Origin of the sequence: Zoogloea dura, assembly GCF_012927165.1 — a bacterium.
Taxonomy (GTDB): Bacteria; Pseudomonadota; Gammaproteobacteria; order Burkholderiales; family Rhodocyclaceae; genus Zoogloea; species Zoogloea dura.
Map to the genome: position 1 here is coordinate 23,413 of NZ_JABBGA010000015.1, position 22,118 is coordinate 45,530.

Below are 22,118 nucleotides of genomic sequence, written 5' to 3' on the forward strand. Positions count from 1 at the left end.
CCCAGCATCCTTACTCCGGGCACCCGTCTCAAGATGCCAGCAGACATTGCTTCCCGCAGCAATTCCCGTTTCGCCCGGCTGCGAATCCGGCCGTACTGGCGCTACTGGCATTACGTGCTGGTCGCCGTCGGCTGCGTGCTGGTCCTCACCCTGCTGGCGGCCAGCCATACCCACTCGCGCTTCGGCGTGGAGGCGGTGCAGGCCGTGCAGGACAGCAAGGCGCGGGTCGCCCGCCTCGACCAGGTGCTGCTCACCATGGCGGATGCGGAGACCAGCGTGCGCGGCTACCTCCTCACCCGGAGCGATGTCTACCTCGAACCCTACCGCGACAGCGAGCAGCGCATCGGGCCGCTGCTGGCCGACCTGGAGAAGGACTTTGCCCCCGGCGCCCCCGACCGGGACGAATTTGAAGTGCTGAAGGAGCTCATCCACCTCAAGCGCGAACACATGGCGCGGGGCGTCGCCTCCGGCCGCCTGACCGAGCCTATCGCACCGGGCCAGGTGGGGCCGGGCAAAGCCTTCATGGACCAGATCCGCCTGTCCCTCACCATCCTGCGCGAGCACCGCTCCAGCATCGACGACAGGCTGGTCCGCGAATACCTGGCCCGCCTCGACGACATGCAGAACGCCGTCACCGCGCTGGCCCTCGGCGCCCTCGGGCTGATCATCGCCCTGTTCGGTGTCCAGCAGCGGCAGACCGCCCTCCGCGCCCGCATCGCCGAACTGCTGGCCCACGAGAACACCGAGCTCGAGTCCATCGTCGAGCAGCGCACCCGCGACCTGAGCAACCTGGCCAGCTACCTCACCAACGCCCGCGAAGAAGAGCGCGGCCGGCTCGCCCGCGAGCTGCACGACGAGCTGGGCGCCCTCCTCACCGCTGCCAAAATGGACGCCGGCTGGCTGCTGCGCAGCCTCGGGCCGGGCACCACCCAGGACATCCGCGACCGCTTCAAGCGCCTGATCGACACCATCGGCTCGGGCATCGCGGTGAAGCGCCGCATCATCGACGACCTGCGCCCGCCCCTTCTGCAGGGCCTCGGCCTGGTCGAAGCCCTGCGCGCCCTGGCCGACGATTTCAGCCGCGATCTCGAGGTGGAAGCCCTGCTGCCCGACCCCGACCCGGCCCCCGCCGAAGACCAGGCGCTGGCCCTGTTCCGCATCGCCCAGGAGGCCTTCACCAACATCCGCAAGTACGCGCATGCCTCCCATGTGGAGCTGGGCCTGCGCCTGGAGGACGGGGAGCTTCAATTGTGGATCCGCGATGACGGCGCCGGCTTCGACCCCGACTCGCCCATGCTCAACCGCCATGGGCTGGCCGGCATGAAGCACCGTGTGCAGATGTTCGGGGGCAGCCTGGAGGTGATATCCCGGCCCGGCAAGGGCTGCTGCATCGAAGCCCGCATGCCCCTGCAGCCCCAGGCCGCCTGACCAAAGCCATCCCCCCTTCGCCCTCAGGACACCAGCAGGCCATGCTGCAGGGCATAGGTGGCCAGCTCGGCATTGCTGGCCACGTTCAGCTTCTCGAGCAGGCGCGACCTGTAGGTGCTCACCGTCTTCACGCTCAGGTTCAGGATGTCGGCGATGCCCGACACCGACTCCCCCCGCGCCAGCCGCAGGAAGACCTGCATCTCCCGCTCAGACAGGCTCTCGTGCGGCTGCGCCGCCGACACCCCGGCCAGATCATCGGCCAGCAGCTCCGCCGTCCTGCGCGACACATAGCGCCGCCCCTGGGCCACCGTCTGGATGGCCCGCAGCAGCTCGTCCCGGTCGCAGTCCTTGCACAGGTAGCCGTCGGCACCGTGGCGGATCATCGGCAGCGCATAGCGTTCCTCCGGGTAGCCGCTGAGCACCAGCACCTTGAGATCCGGGTGGCGCTGGCGGACCACCCGCAGCACATCCACGCCGCTCTGGCCGGGCAGCGCCAGATCCAGCAGCAGCACATCGCAGGGCTGCTCCCGGAGCTTCTGCAAGGCCTCTTCGCCGGAGGCCGCCTCGAACTCGATGCGGATGCCCAGTTCGTCGACCAGCATCTCCCGGAAGCCGGCGCGCACGATGCCGTGATCATCGACAATGGCCAATCGCAGCATGAATGTCCCTTCCCCTTCCCGTCCGATGAGGCCCATTGTAGCCCTGCCAAAACAACTGCAAAGCTCAAGACCGCCGACGCGCGTGCCAGACGATTCCTACACGCCATATCGCCCTTGTCGGACAGCACAAGGCCGGCTGCCGGCCTAAAGTAACAGGAGAGCATGGCAAGGCCACGCAAAGCCATGGCTGCCCGTCTTTAACCAAGTGCTTACCGCACTTAACGCAGGCCGGCCCCAGACTCGGGCACCTGCAAGCCAACAAGCGGGCGCCGTGCCTGCGTGGTGGGCCACCCGACCGGCTTCCCCTTCATTCATCTCCGGGAGAAGAACATGCCGCACATTTCATACTCGAGCCCCGACCAGCACGCCTGGGCGCAACCCGGCGAATGGGACTGGACCGTCCGGGTCTGCCTGATCGGCAGCCTGCTGCTGGGCGGCAGCATGCTGTTCCCGCAGCTCGACGTGGAGCACACCCCCCGCAGCCTGAGCCCGGCAGGCGCCGCCAGCAGCCTCGTCGCACGCCAGGCCGGCCTGAGCGCCTGCGTGCCCGACGTCGGCGCGGTCTATCGCATGATCGGCCACTCCGCCTGGGACGTGCTGCCGGCCTGCGACGTGGAAGATCCCGTCGGCAGCGCCCGCCTGCGTCCCTGAGCGACACCCTGGCGCGACACCCCGCAACGACATCCACGGCCGCACCCCTCGGGGCGCCCCCAAGCACAAGCCCGCATCGAAGAAACGCTCATGTCAGCAGCAGCACGCACCCCTCTCAAGATAGTTCTCGTCGAGGATTCGGCGCTGCTGCGCGACCTGCTCAGCGGCATGCTCAAGGGCATTGCGGGCATCGAGATCGCCGCGGTTGCCGACAGTGAGAAGGGCGCCATCGAAACCCTCCTGCAGACCCGGCCGGATCTCGCCATCATCGACCTCGAGCTGCGCGGCGGCACCGGCCTCAATGTGCTGGCCGCCACCCATCAGGCGCCCCAGCGCTTTGGCGAACTGCGCACGGTGGTCTTCTCCAATCACGCCCACGCCATCGTCCAGGGGCGCTGCCGGGCGCTCGGAGCGCTGGCCTTCTTCGACAAATCCTTCCAGATGGAAGAGCTCCTCGAATGGATCCAGACCGAGGCCGAGCGCAAGCGCCGCGGCCCGGCCTGAACCCACCCGCAAGCCCCTCGTGAACGCAGAAAGGGCGACCACAACACGGTCGCCCATTTCATTTGACTGACTTGACTGGTGCCCGGAAGGCGGCGGCGCCGCCCTCCGGCCCTGCGCTCAGGGCTTCACGACGATGTCGTTGCTCACCGACCGGACCCCCGCGGTGGCCCGCGCAATCCCTTCGGCATGGCTCTTTTCGGCCGTCGACTTGGCAAAGCCCGACAGCTGCACCACGCCCTTCAGGGTTTCCACATTGATCGCCATCGCACTCACCTTCGGATCCTCGGCAAACTTCGCCTTCACCCGGGTGGTGATTGTGGCGTCATCAACGTATTCGCCCACGGTGGACTGGTCCCGCGTAACGGCACAGCCAACCGCGGTAAACGCCAGCAGACCGGAGAGTGCGAGCGTTACGGCAGTGTTCTTCATTTTCGGCTCCTTGGTTGACCCCTGGTGGTGCGCCGACGCCCGGTTGCGGATCGGCGACGCGTGTCGATGCTGCTGACTCCACTATAGGGATGGCCCCGGCCCCGAACTGTCCGACACGGCCGATTACGCTGTAGGAAGAATCCTGCCGCGCCCTCCGCTCACTCCCCCTCGTTCTCCTTCTGCTCCACCAGGTAGCCGACGCTGATCTGCACGCTCTCGATGAGCTCCATGGTGGCCGTCGCCTGGCTGGTCAGCAGGGCATTGAAGCGGGCATACAGGTCGCTCTCCTGATCCATCAGCTTCGACAGGGTATTCACCTTCCTCACGCTGGCCGCCTCGCTGGCGATGGCCTGCAAGCCTTCCAGCCACTGGGCCTGCTGGGTGGCCAGGCGCTTCATCACGGCGGCCTGGATGGCCATGCTCTCGGTGAGCAGGCTGGCATCCTTCTGCGGCTGCATGGCCAGGCGCATCAGGGCCTGACAGCTCTGCATCTGGCGCGTCACCGACTGGGTGATGAGCTCCTGCCAGGTGTTGAGGCGGCCCAGGGGCACGGTGGGCAGCGTGGCGGGCACGCTGGCGGCGGGAGTGCCGGTCAGTTTGGCCAGCATGCCGGCGTGGACCTGCTGGAGTTCGTGCATCTGGCGGAGGGAATCTTCCGCGATGGTGGCGAGGGCGGTGTACATGGCTGGGCTTTCTCCGAGGGTCGCGGTTTTATTGGCCGCCGAGGCGTTGCAGCATGCGGTGGATGGCCTGGATCTGGATGGCCTGCTTTGAATAATAGTCGGGGTTCTGCGGGTCTTCCGCGGTGTAGCCCCACCAGTCCCAGCAACCCTCGGGGTTCTGGCTGGCGGCGCTGTCGGTGCCCTCGGCCTGGGGGTAGAGGATGATCAGGTCGTTGGCATCGGCCATCTCGTTGTAGCCGGTGGTGGTGTAGTAGCGGTTGCCGTAGGGCGGGCAGTTTTCCAGGTCGGGCTGGCCGTTGACGAAATTGACATAGTTGTAGCCCTGCTTGCAGCCATGCAGCGCAATGTGCACACGGCAGGGCGCGCCCTCCTCCACCGCCTTGGGCACATAGGCGTAGGCAAAGCGGCTCATGCTGGCGCGCGGATCGCCGCCGAAGAACTCGGTCTGGTCAAAGCGGATGATGCGTCCGCTGAGGCGTTCTGCCGGCGGCTTGAGCGGCCCGTAGATGTGCTCGAGGATGACCTGCGACTGCATGAAGCCGCCCTGGTTGATGTAGGGCGGGCGATTGACGCCGAGGGGGTTGTCTTCCGGGTTGTCGGTGATGATGGAGTGCCCGGCCGGCAGCGTGTTCTCGTAGTGGATGGCGCCCGGCGCCACGCCGAGCTTCTCGTAGAACTGGCGGGTGGTGTCCACCACGCTGGAATTGACGACGCTGTCCTCGGTGCCAGTGAAGATATACACCCGGTGGCTCGCCAGGTTCTCGACCGGATCGATCAAGCCCTGGGCCGCTGTGTCCCGCGCCACGCTGGCGAGCTTGTCGGGGTTCGGCGCAGCCTGGGGGATCAGCGGGTTCATGCACACATACAGCGCGTTGATGGTCAGCGCATCTTCGGCAATGGCAGCGGCTGCGCGGTAGGACTCCGCACAGCGGAAGGGCCCGCCGGCAATGATGCCGGCCCCCACGAAGGTGGAGGAATGCGCCAGGTGCATCTGCACCGTCATGAAGGCGCCGGACGACAGGCCGGACACCGAGCTCTGGCCGAGATCGGCCTTGAAGCTGGGCAGGGCGGCGGCAACAGAAGAATCTTCGTTCGACATGACATCTCCCGGACGTAAGCGGTGATCGATGGAAACGCGGAGCGGGACACGGCGGGCGCCACGTCCGGAAAGGGCTGGAGGCCCTTTCACAATACTCACGTTACATCAGGGAGATGACAGAGGAAAGTTTTTTGTTGCAGCGCAAAATGGGTACTGAACCCCTTTTTTGCCGCGCTTTAGCGCATCTGGCGCTCAATGCCGGCAAACAGCCGATCATAGATGCCGACCAGCGCCTCCCTGTCCTTGGTGCCCTTCACCCACTTGCGGGCCTGGGCGATCTGCAGCGCCTCCCGCTCGATCTCGGACAGGCTCTCGATGGCGATCGGCTTGCCGTGCAGGATGGTGGTGGCATCTGCGCGGGCCTTTTGCGCCGTGGCCACCAGGTGCATCGACGCATCCATCGACTCGGCCCCCTGGCCGATGCTGGTGGCCAGCGTCTGCACCTGCGCGGCCGACTCGGCGGAGCGGGCCAGGCCGCTGCTGAACTCGTCGGCCGTGCCACGGGCGCCGACCACCGCCTCGCGCAGCGCGGCGATCTCGGCGGTGGCGGTGGCCATCGACTCTCCGATCGCACTGGTGGCAATGGCGATCTCCTCGGCCGAGCGCTGGGCCTGATCGGCCAGCTTGCTCACCTCCTCGGCCACCACCGCGAAGCCCCGGCCCGCCTCGCCGGCGCGGGCCGCCTCGATCGAGGCGTTGAGGGCCAGCAGGGTGGTCTTCTTGGCCACCGCGTCGATGTGGCCGGTGAGCCGGTGGATCGCCTGGGTCTTGCCGTTGAGGTCGTCGAGCACCGCCACGCCCGCCTCGGCGGCCTTCTCGGCGCCCGACAAGGCGCCCGCCATGCGGTGCGCCGCCTCCGACATGGCGCTGGCCGAATCACCGAAGGTCAGCGCCAGCTCCCGCGAGCGCTGCGAATCACCGCCCACTGCATTGAGTGCCCGGTCGGCATGGGTGATGGCCATCGACAAGCCCTTTTCAGAACGCAGGAAGATGCGCGACAGCAGCGCCTCCCGCGCCACCGACTCCTGGGCGCCCTCCACCTCGTCGAGCAGGGTCTGGATGCGTGCCAGCACCGACCGGAAGCTGCCGTGCAGACCCGCCAGTTGCAAGCGCCGCCCGCTGCGCCCGTCCGACAAGGCCTGCATGCTCCCCAGCAGTTCGCGGAAGGAGGTCTCGGTCTGGTCGAGGGCGGAGTTGAGATTCACACGGATCGATTCGAGGGTCGGATCCGCCAGCCGCTGCGGCAAACGCCCGCCCAGCTGGCCCTTGCTCACCTGCTGCAGCAGGGTATCGAAGCGCTCGAGCTCGCTCGACGCCCCCCGGCCCGGCCACAAGGACAAGACCAGCGCCGGCAGCAATGCGGGCAGCACCGCCCAGGGCGACACAAAGGCCAGCCCCGCCGCCGCCGCGATGAGGGCCGCCACGGCCCATTCGCGCTTAAAGCGAAAAGACGAATTCTTCATAATCCATCTCCAGCTGTCCCAGCGCATCCACCAGCACCTTGGTGCCTGCCGCAATGGCATCCCTCGCCCCCACGGCCCGCTCTGCATCGAGCATGGCCCGGTAGACCCCGCTTATCTTGCCAATGGCTTCCCGGCTCGGGCAGCGGCGCACCGAGGTGTAGCCCTCGATACTGCCGTTGCCGCCAAAGTCCGGAGTGATGTGGGCATAGACCCAATAGAAGGAGCCGTCCTTCGACATGTTCTTGACGTAGGCAAAGAACTCCCGCCCCGCCTGGATGGTGTCCCAGGCCAGCTTGAAGGCCGCCCGCGGCATGTCCGGGTGGCGGATGATGTTGTGCTGCGAGCCCAGCAGTTCGTCCTCGGCATAGCCGGAGAACTCGATGAAGATCGGATTGCAATAAGTGATGATGCCCTTGGGACTGGTCTTGGACACGATGAAATCATCGGTCCGCATCACCCTTTCGGTGTTGGTTGGCTGAATGCCACGCTTCACGGGTCAAGCTCCTGCTGTTGATTACGCGCCCCGGAGGCGCATGTGAACAGCCGCCGGCCATGCACTATCGGCAATACCGGCCAAAGCCTGAGCCGGGCCCCTGCGGGCAGGCGCCCGGGCTCCGATGATCAGGCCGTGAGGACGATGGTGTGCCCCGAAAAAACACCGCCTATCGGGTTGGCCAGGCACACCGCCGCCCGCGTGTTGCGGGTCACCCGATAGGCCGGCAGCGAATCCAGCGCCGGCTCGGACAACCCGTACCACGGGTCCAGGCAGACGAGCGCGCCCTTGCCGCTGCGCGCCACGCACACCACGAAATGCCCTGCCCCGCTGGGCCAGCCTATCCGCGTGATGAATGGAAAGCTGGCGGTCGCCGCAAAGCTCTTGAAACTGGTGATGACACTCGCCGACGCGGCAATGCCGATACGCTGCAGCGCCAGGGCCAGAGCCGAGAACGAGGCCGTGCCCTTGCCCTCGCGGTAGCCGTCGGGCAACAGCTCGGCGATCTGCCTTATCCGCGTCTCGCCATGCGCCGGGCAGGCCTGCAGGAGGATCCGCTCCACCATGTAAACACAGGCCGGCCCGCAGGTGTCATCCCGCTCCTGAAGCCAGATGAACTGCTGGTTGCCATCGCCATCGATATCCGTGAGTTCCGACATGTGCGCCGCCTTTATGGTTGTGGAGTAAGCGTCCGGCCTGCCCGCCGGAAGCAGGTCCGGCTCGCTTCAACATAGACAACCCACCGGCCCGCGCAAGGGAAACACCTCAGCCGGGCGCAGCCTTGTGCAGGCCCTGGTGACGCCGCAACAGACTGGCGAAGACCGCTCCGAGCGGCACCATCAGCAAGGCAGCCAGGCCGAAGAGCAGCGCCGCCCCCCGCGTCTGGTACAGCAGGCCGGCGGCAGACACCCCCAGCGCCTGGCCCAGGAAGAAGCAGGACGCAAACATCGACACCGCCGTGCCGCGCACCTGTGGCGCCATCTGGGTGGCGTGGGTCTGCAGCGTGTTGTGGAACATGTAATAGCCCAGCCCCAGCAAGGCACAGGCCGGCAGCGCCCAGCCCCACGCCGGCCCGAAGGCCACCAGCAGCCAGGCCAGGGCGATCAGGCCGGCGCCGATGGCGGCCAGCCCCAGCTCGCCCAGGCGGCGCACCAGACGCCTGGCAAAGACGATGTAAGACAAGCCGCCCAGGCCGAACATGCCCATCAAGGCCCCCGCCCCCGACATGCTCAGGGCAAAACGGTCATGCAGGTAGAGCGGCACGAAGGCCAGCCCGCCGAAGACGATCATGCCCTCCACAAACACCACCGCCAGGATCACCCTTGCCCACGGCACCGCCAGCAGGCTGCCCACCTGGGCCACCAGGCCACGCTGGCCGCCCGCAGGCGACGCCACGTGGCGGGTGAGCGGATTGCGCCGGGACTCCTGCAGCACGCGCAGGCCGATCACCAGGTAGAGCACGCACACAAAGCCAAAAGCCCAGCGCCAGCCCACCGTATCGGTGAACAAACCGCCAATGAACTGCCCGGCGATCACGCCCGCGATCTGCCCGGCGATGAAACGCGCCAGAGTGTGCTGACGCTCTTCATACGGCACCTTGTCGCCGATCCAGGCCATCGACAAGGGAATGATCCCTGCCGCCGCCACCCCGGTGAGCACCCGTGCCGCCACCAGCAGATCCAGCGAACCGGCCAGCGCCGACCCCAGCGAGCCCAGGGTGCACAACAAAGTGGTCAGCGCGATCAGGCGGTACTTGCCCAGCCGGTCACCCAGCGGCCCGAAAAAGGCCTGCACCAGCCCATAGGCCACCGCAAAGCCCGACACCACGTGGGCCACCTCGGCCGGTGAGGCCGCAAACACCCGCGACAGATCCGGCAGCATGGGGTCGCACAGGCGCGCCGACACCGCACTGGCAAAGGCCGCCGCGGAAAGCAGAAAAATCGGCCGGCCAAGCGGGCTGTCCGGAGAAGAAGTCATCGGGGAGCTTCCAGTATCGAGAACGCGGGCTGCAGTCGACGGCCCCGCGGCAAGAATGGTTCCTCCACCCGCCACGCGTCAAAACAATCTGATCGATTCATCGAGCGCGGGCACCGGCAACACCGCCCACGCCGCAAAAGTGACCCGCTTCACTACCCATGACAGCGTCACCATGCCATGCTCACGCCCTGCCCGCCTGCCGCCAGGCAAACCCGGCAAACCCTGGTGCTACTCCGTCGACGTCGCCATGACCCCCATCAAGTCCACCCTCAACCCCTACACCCAGACCCCGGTCATCAACACCCCGCGCCCCGCCACGCCGGCGCCGGACAACGCCCAGGGCGCCGCGAACCCCCAGCCCGCCGCCGATACACCGCGCATCGAGATCTCGCAGAAAGGCCGGGAGCTCTCCGCCTCGCGCAGCAGCCAGGCCGACAAGGCCAAGTCCAACGACGACATCGACGACAGCGGCCTGCCCGACACCATCAAGGGCATGCTCAAGCAACTGCGCGAGCTGAATGAACAACTGGCCGCCCAGAAGGAACAACTCCAGGCCGCCATGGCCCGGCAGGACCTGCCCGCCGAAGAACGCCAGGCCCGCATGGCCCAGGCCCAGGGCACGATCAGCACCCTCACCGCCGCCCTCTCATCGGTGATGAACTCGCTCAACAAACAGATGAGCGAACAGGACCTCTCCGACGAACAACGGGCCAAGGTCGCCTCGCTGATCGCCAAATACGCGTCCTGAGGCTTGCCCGGGCGGGTGGCACAGACACCCACGCCCGGACTCAAGCCACACACCGGACGCACGAACCGGCATTCCGGCAGCCGTATCTCGAATCCCCAGCCCCAGATGTCAAATCCACGATCCCGGATGTCAGTTCCGGGGCCGTAGATTTGAGTTCTTGAGTGCCGGATTTGAGTTCCGGCATGCCGGATTTGAATTATGGAGGTCCGGATCTCAAATCCAGAGCACCGGATGTCAAATCACGGACCCAGGATTTGAGATACGCGGCCCCGGATTTGACTTCTGACACCCCGGATCTCAAATCCGGAGCACCAGATCTCAAATCCGAGGCGCCGGATGTCAATTCCAGCGCCGAAGAACTGACATCCGCGGTGCAGGATTTGAGTAAACCGACACCGGATCAGAGCTACGCAGCCCAGGATCCCGAATCCGGCCCCGCCTGGCGAAGAAGAAGTGAACCACTTCACTGCCCCTCCCCCGCAGGAGTGCCATGCTCCCGCCATGAGCACCAGCCCCCATCACAGCGACGCCCGTGTGGCAGTGCTTGTCGACTGCGAAAACAGCCAGCCCGACATCCTCGACTACGCCCTCAAGATGGCCGCCCAGTTCGGCCGCGTCGTGCTGCGCAGAGGCTATGGCAACCACACCGCACTGATCGGCAAAAACTGGCAGGACGCCCTCATCCACCAGGCCTTCCCCCCCTGCCTGCAATATCAATACGTCAGCGGCAAAAACACCGCCGACATCGCCCTCGCCCTCGACGCCCTCGAAGCCATGTTCGACCACCGCGCCGACAAGTTCTGCCTCGTCAGCAGCGACTCCGACTTCGCCTACCTGTGCCGCAAACTCAAGGAACGCGGCGCCACCGTCTATGTCGTCGGCGAACAGAAAACCCCCAAAGCCCTGCGCAACGCCAGCGACCAGTTCTTCGAATGGACGCCGGTGCAGGAGGTGAAGGAGGAATGTTCGATGGAGAAACCGGCGAAGGATGCTCCGGAGCCGGTCAAGACTGCCAGCGTAGTCAAGTTGCGCCCGAGATTTGTCATTGATGCGGTAGCGCTGCTGGCCAACAGCACAGCGGATGGCCAAGTCCCGCTGAGCTCGCTGGGAAACTACCTCAAACGAATGGACCCGGGGTTTTCACCAAATCGGTACGGACATTCGGGATTGCTGCATATGTTGCAGACGTATGATTTGTTGAAGCTGAAGAAGGCGGAGAGTGGGCATTACTCGGTGGGGGTGGTGGAGGAACGGGGGGAGTGAGGTGTGTGGGCGTGGGGGGCTGTTTTATGGCGGATATCGGCCAGAAGCGGTCGATCGCCATCCGATCCGGATATCGGTCATCGGGTGGAAAGGTATGCTCCAGTACTTCGTGCCACATGGATCGGACCACCCCTATGCCAACGGCTGGTGCTTTTCCTGTTCTGTTATTTCTTCTGGCGAGTGGTTCCTGTTTCTAAACAGTCACTTGCAGAACATGCTATCCGGCATCCCGATGTTATGCGGCAGAACTGTCGCCCTAAAACAAAGCTAGGCAAATAGGAGACCTCCTGTGCGTTTCAAAGAAATCTTGGCCCGAATTACCGGCGTAAGCAGTCCCATCTTCGGAATTCAGTGGCAACCGACCACTCCACAGGTCAAGGTGGCACGTGATCTTATGCGCGAATTTGAGGATAAACGGGTTTTATATCGGCCGGAGGAAATGGAAGGCGCGCACCATTGCGTCCATTCAGTGATGGATATGCGGCAGAAACTTACTACCTCAATGCAGCACGTAGATACGGATGCTCCGCTTTTCAAGCAACTACAGAAAATACGTCGAGCATGTCGTGATTTCTGCGACGTTGTAGGTTCCCCAAAATTTGATTCAGCCCCCTTCCCGGTGCAGAAGTCTCTTCTTGGCCGCGAGCTGGCAAGGTTTCGGCAAACTGTTGGCGGTTCGGTGGGTGCAATCTCTATTGCATATGGCTTGGACGTTGAAGATGAGCTTGCCTCAATCATCCCGTTCAACAATTTTCCTTAACCCGGCAATCGAGCGGACCTGCGCGAAAAGCCGCGCAGGTCGCTCACTTGCACGTTAGGCGTCTTTCACAAGTCCCTACCGACCCAACTATGCCAATCTATCCGAACAGCAAGATGTCATCTCTTTACTATTCAGACGAACCATCGTCTGAAAACTATCCTTGCGTAGTTAAGCTAGATGAACATGAAATTCTCGTTGAGTATGAAGACGATGGTGTCGTTCAATACCGTGGCAAGAACAACGGGGACGGACATTTCGAGTTGTCATCCACCGATGTAAACGGCAGGGCCTCATTGCACATGTTTCCAAACTCCTCAATCCTTGAGGGCAGTTGGGTCGAAGATAGCTATCGCGGCATGTGGCGAATCCTTTTAAAGTAAGGCGTCCTTATGGCCCAACTATCGCCTAACCATTCCGTCGAGAGGGGCCGCCCACAAGCTGCGCTTGTGGATGCCCTGCGCGGCTTGGCCGCTACGTCGGTCCCTCACGTCAAACGTTAGATTCCTTGGGAGACGTCTTTGCCTCAGAGTTTGTTTCCACAGTGGCTGCACGACATCGGCCTCATAGTCGGCCTTCTGGGATTCCTGATAACGGTCGTCGTTATGTGGGAAGTTAGGGCCATAAAGCGCTCCTTCCGCTCGAAGGCCAGACTCCCCGAAGTCACACGCGCCCTAGAAAAAATCGGGTCAGCCTTAAATGGCGCATTGGAGAACTGGCCGAGCAAACGACATCTCGCAAGAGGCCATTTGAAAGTCGCAGCCTCACTGATTGATGCAACCCTTCCTCTGCTCACAAATCCCGAACGAAAGTCAGCCAAGAGCATGCGGCACAAGCTTACCATTGCAGCGCGACAGTTCGAAGATCAACGCTTTGACAACGCAGCAGAAGTCTGGGATCTCTATTCAGACATTCAGTCGACTATCGCAAGCCTGAATCAGGTCGCTCGCAACATGAAGTGGGAGTAAAGATGCTCGAATCAGAAGACAAGACCACCGCATTGCTAGTGAAGCTCAACCGCCTCACTTCTCTCGACAAGATCGTCTGGCAAGTGACAGATCCGCCGCGCACTCTGGCGAGAGGCACTGACGATGTCATACCGTTCTTTATGTATGCAACCCACAAGGGCAAGCACTTCGGTCTCTTTCAGCAGCGCTACCAGTCTTATGACGGCGAACACGAGCGCTTTTACTGGAGCGAACAAGTAGTTCTCGCGATCCTGGACTACGACGGACGTGTGCTTTGGGAAACAAGTTCCTACTCATCGGCACTTGCGGACTTGTTTGAAACAGCAAGAAGAAAGGTCGCGAACGTTGACGGGCTGATTGAAGACCTCTTGGGCGATGACGAGGAAGAAATCTAACCCTTCCATCGAGACGATGTCATAAGAGCTGCGCCCTTGTGCCGCCTCTCATGTCAAACGTTGAGCGACAGCTTTCCTGAAATCTCAATGGCTGAAGTGGGTCGGAACCTGCCGGACCGTTCATCTGATGTCGCATCCGGCTACTTCAGGCCTTCATACAACGAAACAAGCAGCAGGTTTTCTACACGCAACCTCCATAAATTCAATGCTGACAGTATTTCGCAGGCTTTCATTACTGCCTTTCTTGTTTTTATCTTCTGTGAGCTTTGCCCAGACATTGAGTTTGACATTTGATGATGGGCTGAATCCCGACAAGCAAGCCCAAGCTCAAGTCTGGAATCAGAAAATCATCACCAGTCTCAACGATGCGGGCATAACGGCAATGGTGTTCCCGTCGCTTGCGCGCATCGGCGGCGACCGGGGGATGGACCTCATCATGGATTGGTCCAAGGCAGGTCACGCCGTCGGAAATCACACTGCCACCCACCGAAGTCTTGCATCCGGCCAGCTGACGCTCGCCGAGTTCATTGCAGACGTAGCAGAGGCCGACACGGCGCTGCATCACTTTCCAACCTGGGTCCCCATGCTTCGCTTCCCTTACCTGAAGGAAGGCGACACTTTGGAGAAGCGTGACGGTGTCAGGTCTTGGATGAAGTCAAATGGATACCGACCGGCCCCAGTTTCCATCGACGCCAGCGATTGGTACTACAACCAGATCTATTCCGCGTTTTCAAGTAGCGGCTCACCTGCAAAGGCTGCCCGGGTCAAGTCGGCATACGTCACGCATCTGCTCGACAGGGCGTCTTACTACGATGAACTGGCCAAGCAGGTCCTGGGGCGAAGCCCGCCGCATGTGCTGCTGCTACATACCAATGAAATCAATGCCGCGTCATTGCCGGATATCATTTCATCCTTCCGATTGCGCGGTTGGGCGTTTGTGTCGCCGACGACTGCTTTTGAAGACCCGGTCTACGCTTCATCGCCAGACACATTACCGGCGGGCGAAAGCGTCATCTGGGCAAGCGCGAAAGCCCGTGGCCTTCCCGGACTGCGCTACCCTGCCGAGGATTCGGTCTATGAAGAGCCAAAGCTCCGCTCGGAGGCACTGCTGCCTTAGAGGGGAGGAGCAAGTCGGCATTGCGCTACACATACCGATGAATCGCTGGGCCACTGAGGGTAGGCCGGGAACTGGCACGAGCAGGACGGGTCATGCAATGTCGGGTTACGCCGCGCTAACCCGACCTACACCGACCAGATAATGGAAGAAAGAGGAAGTGCATGCCCAACATTCCAATCAGCCTCCCCGCTACGGAAAGAATCGTAATCCGCTCATTCACATCGGTCGATGCGCAGGCATTCTCGGCGGCGGCGAGGGAGTCTGTGGAAACCGTAAGCCCTTGGATGCCTTGGTGCAGCGCCTCCTTCAGTGAAGATAGCGCCCTTGAATGGTTCGCGGTCTGTGACCGGGAACGAGAGGCTGCGCGCGCCTACGATATGGGTGTGTTTTGCCGGTCGTCCGGTGAGTTTCTGGGTGGGGCGAGCATCAATCAGCTTTCCCCTCATCATCGATACGGCAACATTGGCTACTGGGTGCGCCAATCCAGGCAAGGCCAGGGCATCGCCAAACAGGTCGTCGCCACGTTATGCAGGTTTGGCTTTGGGCAGCTTGCCCTGTTCCGGCTCGAGATAGTCGTCGCCCTTGGCAATGTCGCGAGTGAAGCGGTTGCTATCGCCACCGGTGCAACCCGCGAGTGCGTGGCGCGCAATCGCGTGTTCCTTCACGGACGGCCCGCCGATGCCCACGTTTTTTCGCTTACCCCAGATGACGTGGCTGGCTGACAGGTCAGGCAAGCAAACAGGCAATTTCTGTGCAGCCAAGTAGGTCGGGTTAGCGCAGCGTAACCCGACACTCCCCGAGCACTATCGACGCGCCATCCTTCTCAGCGGCACGGTCTTCTTTCCCATGGTGACGGAGCATCACCGGCCTGACATGATTCAATGTCCTTGAAGGCATCGGACATGAGTGGGTCGGGCCATGCGATGTCGGGTTACGCTGCGCTAACCCGACCTAAGGGGCTCAGGAACTCGACCAGCCATTTCCCCACCACCTCCCCACCCACCACATCACCTTCCCATCACCAGCCAACCCATACCATGGACATCCCACGCATATTCAACATCACAGAAAGCGCACACCGCATCCATAACCCCTTCACCGCCGACAAGTTCGCCACCCTCGGTGAGGCCTTGCGCCTGGAGCCGGGCGAGCGTGTCCTGGATCTGGGCAGCGGCTCGGGTGAGATGCTGTGTACCTGGGCACGCGACTACGGCGTTGTCGGCACAGGTGTCGACATGAGCCAGTTGTTCAGCGCGCAGGCCAGGCGGCGCGCGGAGGAGCTGGGGGTGGCGGATCGTGTGGAGTTCATCCATGGCGATGCGGCGGGCTACGTCTCCGGGGAGAAGGTTGGCGTGGCGGCCTGTGTCGGGGCGACCTGGATTGCCGGAGGTGTCGCCGGCACCATCGAACTCCTGGCGCAGAGCCTGCGCCCCGGGGGCATCATCCTGATCGGTGAGCCTTACTGGCGCCAGCTTCCGCCTACCGAGGAAGTGGCCAGGGGATGCATGGCCGGCTCGATCTCCGACTTTCTTGTGCTGCCGGAACTGATCGCTTCGTTTGGACGCCTGGGCTATGAGCTTGTCGAGATGGTGCTGGCCAACCAGGACGGCTGGGACAGGTACGAGGCGGCCAAATGGCTCACCATGCGCCGCTGGCTCGAGGCCAATCCCGATGATGAGCTGGCCCAGGAGGTGCAATCCATGCTGGCGTCGGAGCCCGTGCGCTACGCGACTTACACGCGCGAATATATGGGTTGGGGCGTGTTCGCGCTGATGCCGCGGCAGCTCAAGTAGGTCGAGGTTCGCGCAGCGTAACCCGACATTCTCTATCTACAATCAATGCGCCATAACCCCCGCGGGTGCTATTGCCACTTTCATGCAAATCGTTGCCAACATGTTTGAGCACAAGCGGGACAGACCATACAATGTCGGGTTACGCTGCGCTAACCCGACCTACGGGGCTGACAGATTGGAGAGGAAGGCGATGTACATCGGAAAGCTGGCCAGGCTGGGCGGGGCGACGCCGCGGGCGATTCGGTTGTATGAATCCAGAGGCCTGATTCCCGCGCCGAGGCGCAAGGGAAAGTACCGGGTGTATTCGGACAAGGATCTGGTGCTCGTGCATATGATCCGGCGTGGCCAGGCCGTCGGGTTTGGCCTGGAGGAGATGAAGTGCCTGATTGAGCACAAGGCGCAGACAGATCAGTTTCCCCTGGACATCGCGAACGACCTCATCCGGGTGAAGCGGGCGCAGCTGCGCGAGGAAATGCAGCGACTGGCCGACCAGGATCGGCAACTGCTGGATCTGCATGAGGAGATAAACCGGACCTTCGGGTAGCAGGCCGGGTTTGCCTGGCGCCGGCGCTTGACCTTGTCCCTTGGGGCAAGGTTTAGCATCGCACGCTCCTTACCGCCCCGAGGCTCTCATGATCAAGGTCACCATCCTGTACCCAAACATCCAGGGCTCACGATTCGACCATTCCTACTACCTCGAGACCCACATGCCGATGTCCATCGGGCTGCTCGGCGCGCATCCTGGCTTCAAGGGGGTATCGGTCGAGCGTGGGCTCGGCGGAGCGGAGCCGGGGTCGCCTCCGGCCTACCTCGCCCTGTGCCACTTTCTGTTCGACTCCGTCGAGGACTTTCTGGCGGCCTTCATGCCCCACGCGGCCCTGCTGCAGGGCGACATGCCGAACTACACGGATATCGAGCCCGTCATCCAGTTCAATGAAGTGCTGATGGCGCGTTAACCCGCGGCAACCCGGCACGGGCCATTCGCCGCGGAAGATGAAGAGCCAGGCCTGCGGGCGGTGCGTGGGTTGCATCGATGAGGAACGGAAGGCGCCGGCACCTGCCCGGGTTGTACGCCCGGCGGCCCCTATGATGAAATAGCCCGTCTCTCATCACCCGGCGAATCCGGCTCCATGATCAAGCTTGATGTTGGGACTGTCGGCTTTTCCGTGGCGATCGTGGCGCTGGCGCTGTGCTTCGTGATTCCGCGCGAGCGTTCGACATGCTCGGGAGATCTGGCGAAGGCGGGCGAGGCGCGCTTCTGGTTCTTCGTGCTGAGCTGCGCCTGCTATGGCTCGGGCCTGCTCGCCATCATCCACCGCGGGATGATCCCTGCCGGGTGGGCGGTGCTGGGTGGCAACTTCCTGGTGATTCTGGCGGCGGTGGCCCTGCATGCGGCGATCAGCACGATCGTGGGGCGCCCGCTCATGCCCAGGCTCTACGGCCTGCTGCTGGCGGCTTATCTCCTGTTCCAGTCCTACTACCTGTTTGTCGAGGACGACATCAATACGCGGATCGCCGTGATCGCGCTGGTGCGCGTGCCGCTGTTTGCGCATCTGGCCTACTGCCTGCATCGGGCCCGACAAACCCGGCCCTCCCTCGGGCTGGCGCTGATGGAGGGGGTCTTGCTGGTGTGGGTGTTCCTGCTCCTGCACCGCGCGATCGTTGCCTTGCTGCACCTGGACCACGTGGTGACCTTTGTGAGCCACACCGGCTTCCAGTCGATCTACGTTGCCGCGCCCGGGCTTGGCTACATCCTGCTGGTGCTCGCGCTGTACCGCATCGATACCGAGGCGATGCTGGGCGACCTGACCAGCAGCAACCGCGAGCTGCTCAAACACCAGCATCACCTGGAAGAGATCGTCGACGAGCGCACGCACGCCCTGAGCCGGGCCAAGGATGCGGCGGAGACGGCCAATATTGCGAAGAGCGCCTTCGTGAGCAACATGAGCCACGAGATGCGCACCCCGCTGCACCAGATCGCCGGGCTGGCCCAGCTGATCAAGCGCGACCCGCTGACGGAGAAGCAATCGGAGCGCATGAACAAGCTGGAGGGCGCCTGCGGCAACCTGACGCGGATGGTAGACGCGGTGCTCGAATTCTCGCGGCTGGAAGCCGGGAAATTCGATTTCCCCGAGGCGCCGCTGGATCTCGACGCCCTCGTCCGCGATACGGCGGCAGCCGTCGAATCCCTGGCCCTGGCAAAGCAGCTGGTCCTGGTCATCGATGTCGGCCCCCTGCCGGCCGGCCTGCGGGGCGATGCGGAGCACATCCGCACGGCGCTGCTCAACTACCTGATGAACGCGATCCGCTTCACCCAGCAAGGCCGGGTCTCGGTCCGCGTCCGGGTGATGGAGGAGAACCCGGCGGATGCCCTGGTCCGCTTCGACGTGGAAGACACGGGCATCGGCATCGCCTCCGAAGACCAGGACCGCCTGTTCCGGCTCTTCGAGCAGGTCGACAACTCATCCACCCGGCAATACGGCGGCGTCGGCGCCGGGCTGGCCCTGACCCGCAAGATCGCGCAGCTGATGGGCGGCGATGCCGGCTGCAGCAGCCGGCTGGGTGAAGGGAGTGATTTCTGGTTTGTCGTCCGGCTGGCGAGAGCGCGCGGCCAACAAACGGCAGATCACGCGGAGTGACGAACCCTTGGTCCGGCTTGCCTGGTGCACCAGTCAACGCATTCGCAGCCGCCATGCAGTTATATACACCCACAGCGTCAGCACTCCCGAGGCGAGTCGTTCGTAAAGGCCGGTGTAGGCATGCGTGGCTTCGCTCTCCAACATCAGTACCAGAAAGATCAGGCCGGCAGATCCGGATACAAGGGAGTAGGCACTGAGCGGCCGTAGCCTTGGTGCGCGGCGAAAAAGAAGGGTGCCGAGCAGCGCGGCGGCGGCAAGCGCCAGAAAGGCACAGGTCGCCGACAGGCTGTGCAGCCGCTGGCTGAGGACTTCCGGTGCGGCACAGCCCGGTTCGCAGGAGAAGACTCCCGCGCCGATGCGGCCGATGCCGTCCACCGCAATGAGCACGGCAACGAGCAACGTCAGCCGGGGACGCGCGCTGCTACGGGCCAGCGTGGCGTGAAATGCCGCCGCATAGCCGACGATCAGCACTCCGCTGGCAACGAAACCACCAAAGCGCATGAGCGTCCCGGTTGAGCTGCCGCGTTCGCCGAGTTCGCTGATGTACTGGCTGACATGGTCGAAGCCCGGACGCAGTTCGCCGGCAAGAATGATCACCGCCGCCCAGAGGACGGGAGCGGCAAGGCCGCAGAGAAGGCCGGCGCCGCGCCACTGCCGTGCCGCCCGGGCTTCGTCCGGAATCTCCTGCCAGGAAACGCGTTTCACCGTCTGCCCCTCCTGCATTGGCCAGCCGAGTAGGTCGGGTTAGCGCAGCGTAACCCGACATCCCCTATCTACAATCAACATGCCATACCCCCCGGTGGAGCTATGGTTGCTTTCATGCAAATCGTTGCCGACGTGTTTGAGCACGAGCGGAACAGATCAGGCGGTGTCGGGTTACGCTGCGCCAACCCGACCTACGGGACTGTCCTGGGCCTCGCCCTGGGTCTATTTCTCGGTCCTGCCGTGCATGACCATGATGGTCTGCTGCATCAGCGCGCACAGCGACTCCTTGCCATCCTTCACCGCGAAGACCTCTGCCCGGGTCACGATCAGCGTCCGCCCGGAGCGGACGACTTCGCCGCGAGCGATGAGCTTCTCGCCGTCGGCGGGCGCCATCAGGTTCATCTTGTACTCGACGGTCAGTACCGACGCGCTGGGGGGCACCATGGTCATTGCGGCATAGCCGGCGGCGGAGTCGGCGATCATGCCGACCACACCCCCATGCACGAAGCCATGCTGCTGCTCCACGCCGTGCCAGTGAGGCAGGTGGATCTCGGTGCGGCCGTGCTCAACAAGCGGCAGCGTCGCCTGGATGAGGTGCATGGCGTTCTGCCGGTCAAAGCTCTCGCGAACGCGATCAGCAAAATGGGGATCAGATGCGTGTGCCACGCCTGGAGGCTCCATGGAAGAGGTGTCCCGTCATTAGACTTCATGAATCAGAGCCGTACAAATCAGGATGTCTGCAAATTTCTGCCCGAGCACCGTCGGCTGGACTGGAAGCACAAGAGCGCAGGCCGACTCAGCGTCGTCATCGCTCAACGGCACGCAGGCGATGCCTGCACCGCCTTCACCAACCTCTGCACACACTCCACGATCATCCCCTCCTCCAGATTTCCGTAACCCAGCACCAGCCCGTTGCAGGTCACCGGGGCCCGTGTGTAGTGGGCCAGCGCGCGCAGGCCCAGCCCCAGCGCGGCGGCATGGGTGGCGACGTCGGTGTCGCGTATCCCTTGGGGCAGCCACATCACCAGGTGCAGGCCGGCGTCGCCGCCCGAGAGCTCCAGGGACGGGCCGAAGGCTTCTCTCAGGGCGCTGCGCAGGGCGAGCTGCCGCGCGGCGTAGCGTGCGCGCATGCGGCGCAGGTGGGTGGTGTAGTGGCCGCGCTGGATGAAGTCGGCGAGGGCGCGCTGTTCGATCCCCTGCCCGGCGCGTGTGGCCTGGCTGGTGGCGCGGGCGAAATCGGCGGCAATGGCGTGGGGCAGCACGAGGTAGCCGAGGCGCAGGCCGGGATACAGCGTCTTGCTGAAGGTGCCGGCGTAGACGACCGGCGCGTCGGCCTGCAGGCCGAACAAGGCGGGGGGCGCCGGGCCGGCGCGGCGGAATTCGCTGTCGTAGTCATCCTCGATGATCCAGGCGCCAGCCCGGCGGGCCCGCTCGATCAGCGCGAGACGCCGTGGCAGGGACATGACGCGGCCGGTGGGGTACTGGTGCGAGGGGGTGATCATGATCAGCCGCGGCGGGTGCTCGCGCCAGTCGCCCTCGCCGGGGGCCAGCCCTTCGGCATCGACCGGCACATCGTGCACGCGCAGCCCTGCCAGGTCGAATGCGACGCGGGCGGCGAAATAGCCGGGGTTCTCGGCCCAGATGGTGTCGCCGTGGTCCCCCAGCAGCCGGGCGCAGAGGTCCAGGGCCGCCTGTGTTCCGCTCGTGATGACGACCTGCGAGGCGTCCACCGCCAGGCCGCGCACGGTGGTGAGGTAGCCGGCCACCGCCTCGCGCAATGCCGGGTCGCCACCGCGGGCGGCATAGCCGAGCTGGCGCCAGCCGGCATCGAGCCAGGCGCGCTCCAGGCAGGCGCGCCAGCTGCGGAAGGGAAAGGCGCCGTAGTCCGGCGTGCCGGGCGCAAACGGCAGCACCGCCGCTTCGCGCGCGGGCTCCGGCTGCAATGCGGCAGCGGCACGCTGGGAGAGGTGCAAGGGCGCTGCCGGCGTATCCCGGCTGCCGGCTGGCGCGGCCGCCCGCCCGGGCAGCGACGCCACCCGCGTGCCCTGGCGATCAGCCAGCAGGCAGCCCTCGGCGAGCAGCTGCTCATAGGCAAACAGCACCGTGTTGCGGGCGATCTTCAGCGACGACGCCAGGCTCCGGCTGGCGGGGAGGCGCGTGCCGGAGGCGAGACGGCCAGACAGGATGGCATCGCGCAGGCGGTGATAGAGCACGCGTTGCCGCGGCATGGTCTCGGGCAAAGGCGGGGCGAGCAGCCAGTCAAGCTCCATCGTGGCTCCATGGACAGTTCATTTCGTGGAGCTACGAAAGCTACCATGCGCGCCCTAGAGTTCTGCCATCGAGACCC

At 63.9% G+C, this 22,118-nt stretch carries 25 protein-coding genes; 13 read left to right on the forward strand and 12 right to left on the reverse strand.

Features of this window, described 5'->3' with window-relative positions; all coding sequences use genetic code 11:
- Positions 1–33 precede the first annotated feature (33 nt).
- Positions 34–1,428 (forward strand): sensor histidine kinase, encoded by a 1,395-nt coding sequence (locus HHL15_RS16890; RefSeq protein ID WP_169146973.1) that lies wholly within the window; start codon positions 34–36, stop codon positions 1,426–1,428.
- A 23-nt stretch (positions 1,429–1,451) separates the two neighbouring features.
- Here the strand turns inward: HHL15_RS16890 and HHL15_RS16895 are convergent, their stop codons facing one another.
- Positions 1,452–2,087: a response regulator gene (locus tag HHL15_RS16895; protein WP_169146974.1), complete on the reverse strand. Its 636-nt coding sequence runs from the start codon at positions 2,085–2,087 to the stop codon at positions 1,452–1,454.
- A 330-nt stretch (positions 2,088–2,417) separates the two neighbouring features.
- Here HHL15_RS16895 and HHL15_RS16900 point away from each other — a divergent pair, with 330 nt between their 5' ends.
- Together HHL15_RS16900 and HHL15_RS16905 are read left to right on the forward strand one after the other, a co-directional pair.
- Entirely contained in the window at positions 2,418–2,738 is a 321-nt protein-coding gene (locus HHL15_RS16900) for a hypothetical protein (RefSeq protein WP_169146975.1), read from the forward strand.
- A gap of 90 nt (positions 2,739–2,828) precedes the next feature.
- Positions 2,829–3,242 (forward strand): response regulator, encoded by a 414-nt coding sequence (locus HHL15_RS16905; protein WP_169146976.1) that lies wholly within the window; start codon positions 2,829–2,831, stop codon positions 3,240–3,242.
- Between the two features lie 117 nt (positions 3,243–3,359).
- On the opposite strand, the gene HHL15_RS16910 is transcribed toward HHL15_RS16905, so the two are convergent.
- From HHL15_RS16910 to HHL15_RS16940, 7 genes are all read right to left on the reverse strand, one after another.
- Entirely contained in the window at positions 3,360–3,671 is a 312-nt protein-coding gene (locus HHL15_RS16910; RefSeq protein WP_169146977.1) for a BON domain-containing protein, read from the reverse strand.
- Positions 3,672–3,829: 158 nt separating this feature from the next.
- Positions 3,830–4,354 (reverse strand): hypothetical protein, encoded by a 525-nt coding sequence (locus HHL15_RS16915; protein WP_169146978.1) that lies wholly within the window; start codon positions 4,352–4,354, stop codon positions 3,830–3,832.
- Positions 4,355–4,382: 28 nt separating this feature from the next.
- Positions 4,383–5,453 (reverse strand): extracellular catalytic domain type 2 short-chain-length polyhydroxyalkanoate depolymerase, encoded by a 1,071-nt coding sequence (locus HHL15_RS16920; protein ID WP_169146979.1) that lies wholly within the window; start codon positions 5,451–5,453, stop codon positions 4,383–4,385.
- Between the two features lie 176 nt (positions 5,454–5,629).
- Positions 5,630–6,916 (reverse strand): methyl-accepting chemotaxis protein, encoded by a 1,287-nt coding sequence (locus tag HHL15_RS16925; RefSeq protein WP_169146980.1) that lies wholly within the window; start codon positions 6,914–6,916, stop codon positions 5,630–5,632.
- Positions 6,891–7,409, reverse strand: coding sequence for a PAS domain-containing protein (locus HHL15_RS16930; protein WP_328825059.1), 519 nt, complete (start codon positions 7,407–7,409; stop codon positions 6,891–6,893). Before HHL15_RS16930 ends, HHL15_RS16925 begins: the two co-directional genes overlap by 26 nt.
- Before the next feature lie 128 nt (positions 7,410–7,537).
- Positions 7,538–8,068 (reverse strand): cysteine peptidase family C39 domain-containing protein, encoded by a 531-nt coding sequence (locus tag HHL15_RS16935; RefSeq protein WP_169146981.1) that lies wholly within the window; start codon positions 8,066–8,068, stop codon positions 7,538–7,540.
- 106 nt (positions 8,069–8,174) lie between these two features.
- Positions 8,175–9,386 (reverse strand): MFS transporter, encoded by a 1,212-nt coding sequence (locus HHL15_RS16940; protein ID WP_169146982.1) that lies wholly within the window; start codon positions 9,384–9,386, stop codon positions 8,175–8,177.
- A 172-nt stretch (positions 9,387–9,558) separates the two neighbouring features.
- On the opposite strand from HHL15_RS16940, the gene HHL15_RS16945 reads away from it, so the two are divergent.
- On the forward strand, positions 9,559–10,134 hold the full coding sequence (locus tag HHL15_RS16945) for a hypothetical protein (RefSeq protein ID WP_169146983.1): 576 nt from the start codon (positions 9,559–9,561) through the stop codon (positions 10,132–10,134).
- A gap of 196 nt (positions 10,135–10,330) precedes the next feature.
- On the opposite strand, the gene HHL15_RS27020 is transcribed toward HHL15_RS16945, so the two are convergent.
- Positions 10,331–10,477, reverse strand: a complete 147-nt coding sequence (locus HHL15_RS27020; protein ID WP_169146984.1) for a hypothetical protein — start codon at positions 10,475–10,477, stop codon at positions 10,331–10,333.
- Between the two features lie 158 nt (positions 10,478–10,635).
- Between HHL15_RS27020 and HHL15_RS16955 the strand changes: the two genes are divergently transcribed.
- From HHL15_RS16955 to HHL15_RS16995, 9 genes are all read left to right on the forward strand, one after another.
- On the forward strand, positions 10,636–11,397 hold the full coding sequence (locus tag HHL15_RS16955; protein ID WP_169146985.1) for an NYN domain-containing protein: 762 nt from the start codon (positions 10,636–10,638) through the stop codon (positions 11,395–11,397).
- A gap of 289 nt (positions 11,398–11,686) precedes the next feature.
- Positions 11,687–12,157 carry a DUF6650 family protein gene (locus HHL15_RS16960; RefSeq protein ID WP_169146957.1) on the forward strand — a complete coding sequence of 157 codons (471 nt, stop codon included), beginning with the start codon at positions 11,687–11,689 and terminating at the stop codon, positions 12,155–12,157.
- Between the two features lie 967 nt (positions 12,158–13,124).
- Positions 13,125–13,517 carry a hypothetical protein gene (locus tag HHL15_RS16965; protein ID WP_169146986.1) on the forward strand — a complete coding sequence of 131 codons (393 nt, stop codon included), beginning with the start codon at positions 13,125–13,127 and terminating at the stop codon, positions 13,515–13,517.
- 205 nt (positions 13,518–13,722) lie between these two features.
- Positions 13,723–14,634, forward strand: a complete 912-nt coding sequence (locus HHL15_RS16970) for a polysaccharide deacetylase family protein (protein ID WP_169146987.1) — start codon at positions 13,723–13,725, stop codon at positions 14,632–14,634.
- A gap of 161 nt (positions 14,635–14,795) precedes the next feature.
- Positions 14,796–15,356, forward strand: coding sequence for a GNAT family N-acetyltransferase (locus HHL15_RS16975; RefSeq protein WP_169146988.1), 561 nt, complete (start codon positions 14,796–14,798; stop codon positions 15,354–15,356).
- A gap of 315 nt (positions 15,357–15,671) precedes the next feature.
- Positions 15,672–16,427 (forward strand): SAM-dependent methyltransferase, encoded by a 756-nt coding sequence (locus HHL15_RS16980; protein ID WP_169146989.1) that lies wholly within the window; start codon positions 15,672–15,674, stop codon positions 16,425–16,427.
- Positions 16,428–16,617: 190 nt separating this feature from the next.
- Positions 16,618–16,971 (forward strand): MerR family transcriptional regulator, encoded by a 354-nt coding sequence (locus HHL15_RS16985; protein ID WP_169146990.1) that lies wholly within the window; start codon positions 16,618–16,620, stop codon positions 16,969–16,971.
- Positions 16,972–17,059: 88 nt separating this feature from the next.
- Positions 17,060–17,383: an EthD family reductase gene (locus HHL15_RS16990; RefSeq protein ID WP_169146991.1), complete on the forward strand. Its 324-nt coding sequence runs from the start codon at positions 17,060–17,062 to the stop codon at positions 17,381–17,383.
- A 174-nt stretch (positions 17,384–17,557) separates the two neighbouring features.
- On the forward strand, positions 17,558–19,066 hold the full coding sequence (locus HHL15_RS16995) for a sensor histidine kinase (protein ID WP_169146992.1): 1,509 nt from the start codon (positions 17,558–17,560) through the stop codon (positions 19,064–19,066).
- A 33-nt stretch (positions 19,067–19,099) separates the two neighbouring features.
- On the opposite strand, the gene HHL15_RS17000 is transcribed toward HHL15_RS16995, so the two are convergent.
- The 3 genes from HHL15_RS17000 to pdxR all read right to left on the reverse strand — a co-directional run bounded on the left by HHL15_RS17000 (position 19,100) and on the right by pdxR (position 22,041).
- Positions 19,100–19,771, reverse strand: coding sequence for a DUF998 domain-containing protein (locus tag HHL15_RS17000; protein WP_206198831.1), 672 nt, complete (start codon positions 19,769–19,771; stop codon positions 19,100–19,102).
- Between the two features lie 222 nt (positions 19,772–19,993).
- On the reverse strand, positions 19,994–20,452 hold the full coding sequence (locus tag HHL15_RS17005; RefSeq protein WP_206198832.1) for a PaaI family thioesterase: 459 nt from the start codon (positions 20,450–20,452) through the stop codon (positions 19,994–19,996).
- A 131-nt stretch (positions 20,453–20,583) separates the two neighbouring features.
- The gene (gene pdxR / locus HHL15_RS17010; RefSeq protein ID WP_169146995.1) at positions 20,584–22,041 is read right to left on the reverse strand and encodes a MocR-like pyridoxine biosynthesis transcription factor PdxR; all 1,458 of its coding nucleotides are present in this window, start codon (positions 22,039–22,041) and stop codon (positions 20,584–20,586) included.
- Between the last annotated feature and the right edge of the window lie 77 nt (positions 22,042–22,118).

Bases quoted from the DNA above. Each gene is read 5' to 3' on its own strand.
- HHL15_RS16890 (WP_169146973.1), top strand. From the start codon at position 34: ATGCCAGCAGACATTGCTTCCCGCAGCAATTCCCGTTTCGCCCGGCTG.
- HHL15_RS16895 (WP_169146974.1), bottom strand. From the start codon at position 2,087: ATGCTGCGATTGGCCATTGTCGATGATCACGGCATCGTGCGCGCCGGC.
- HHL15_RS16900 (WP_169146975.1), top strand. From the start codon at position 2,418: ATGCCGCACATTTCATACTCGAGCCCCGACCAGCACGCCTGGGCGCAA.
- HHL15_RS16905 (WP_169146976.1), top strand. From the start codon at position 2,829: ATGTCAGCAGCAGCACGCACCCCTCTCAAGATAGTTCTCGTCGAGGAT.
- HHL15_RS16910 (WP_169146977.1), bottom strand. From the start codon at position 3,671: ATGAAGAACACTGCCGTAACGCTCGCACTCTCCGGTCTGCTGGCGTTT.
- HHL15_RS16915 (WP_169146978.1), bottom strand. From the start codon at position 4,354: ATGTACACCGCCCTCGCCACCATCGCGGAAGATTCCCTCCGCCAGATG.
- HHL15_RS16920 (WP_169146979.1), bottom strand. From the start codon at position 5,453: ATGTCGAACGAAGATTCTTCTGTTGCCGCCGCCCTGCCCAGCTTCAAG.
- HHL15_RS16925 (WP_169146980.1), bottom strand. From the start codon at position 6,916: ATGAAGAATTCGTCTTTTCGCTTTAAGCGCGAATGGGCCGTGGCGGCC.
- HHL15_RS16935 (WP_169146981.1), bottom strand. From the start codon at position 8,068: ATGTCGGAACTCACGGATATCGATGGCGATGGCAACCAGCAGTTCATC.
- HHL15_RS16940 (WP_169146982.1), bottom strand. From the start codon at position 9,386: ATGACTTCTTCTCCGGACAGCCCGCTTGGCCGGCCGATTTTTCTGCTT.
- HHL15_RS16945 (WP_169146983.1), top strand. From the start codon at position 9,559: ATGCCATGCTCACGCCCTGCCCGCCTGCCGCCAGGCAAACCCGGCAAA.
- HHL15_RS16955 (WP_169146985.1), top strand. From the start codon at position 10,636: ATGAGCACCAGCCCCCATCACAGCGACGCCCGTGTGGCAGTGCTTGTC.
- HHL15_RS16965 (WP_169146986.1), top strand. From the start codon at position 13,125: ATGCTCGAATCAGAAGACAAGACCACCGCATTGCTAGTGAAGCTCAAC.
- HHL15_RS16970 (WP_169146987.1), top strand. From the start codon at position 13,723: ATGCTGACAGTATTTCGCAGGCTTTCATTACTGCCTTTCTTGTTTTTA.
- HHL15_RS16975 (WP_169146988.1), top strand. From the start codon at position 14,796: ATGCCCAACATTCCAATCAGCCTCCCCGCTACGGAAAGAATCGTAATC.
- HHL15_RS16980 (WP_169146989.1), top strand. From the start codon at position 15,672: ATGGACATCCCACGCATATTCAACATCACAGAAAGCGCACACCGCATC.
- HHL15_RS16985 (WP_169146990.1), top strand. From the start codon at position 16,618: ATGTACATCGGAAAGCTGGCCAGGCTGGGCGGGGCGACGCCGCGGGCG.
- HHL15_RS16990 (WP_169146991.1), top strand. From the start codon at position 17,060: ATGATCAAGGTCACCATCCTGTACCCAAACATCCAGGGCTCACGATTC.
- HHL15_RS16995 (WP_169146992.1), top strand. From the start codon at position 17,558: ATGATCAAGCTTGATGTTGGGACTGTCGGCTTTTCCGTGGCGATCGTG.
- HHL15_RS17005 (WP_206198832.1), bottom strand. From the start codon at position 20,452: ATGGAGCCTCCAGGCGTGGCACACGCATCTGATCCCCATTTTGCTGAT.
- pdxR (WP_169146995.1), bottom strand. From the start codon at position 22,041: ATGGAGCTTGACTGGCTGCTCGCCCCGCCTTTGCCCGAGACCATGCCG.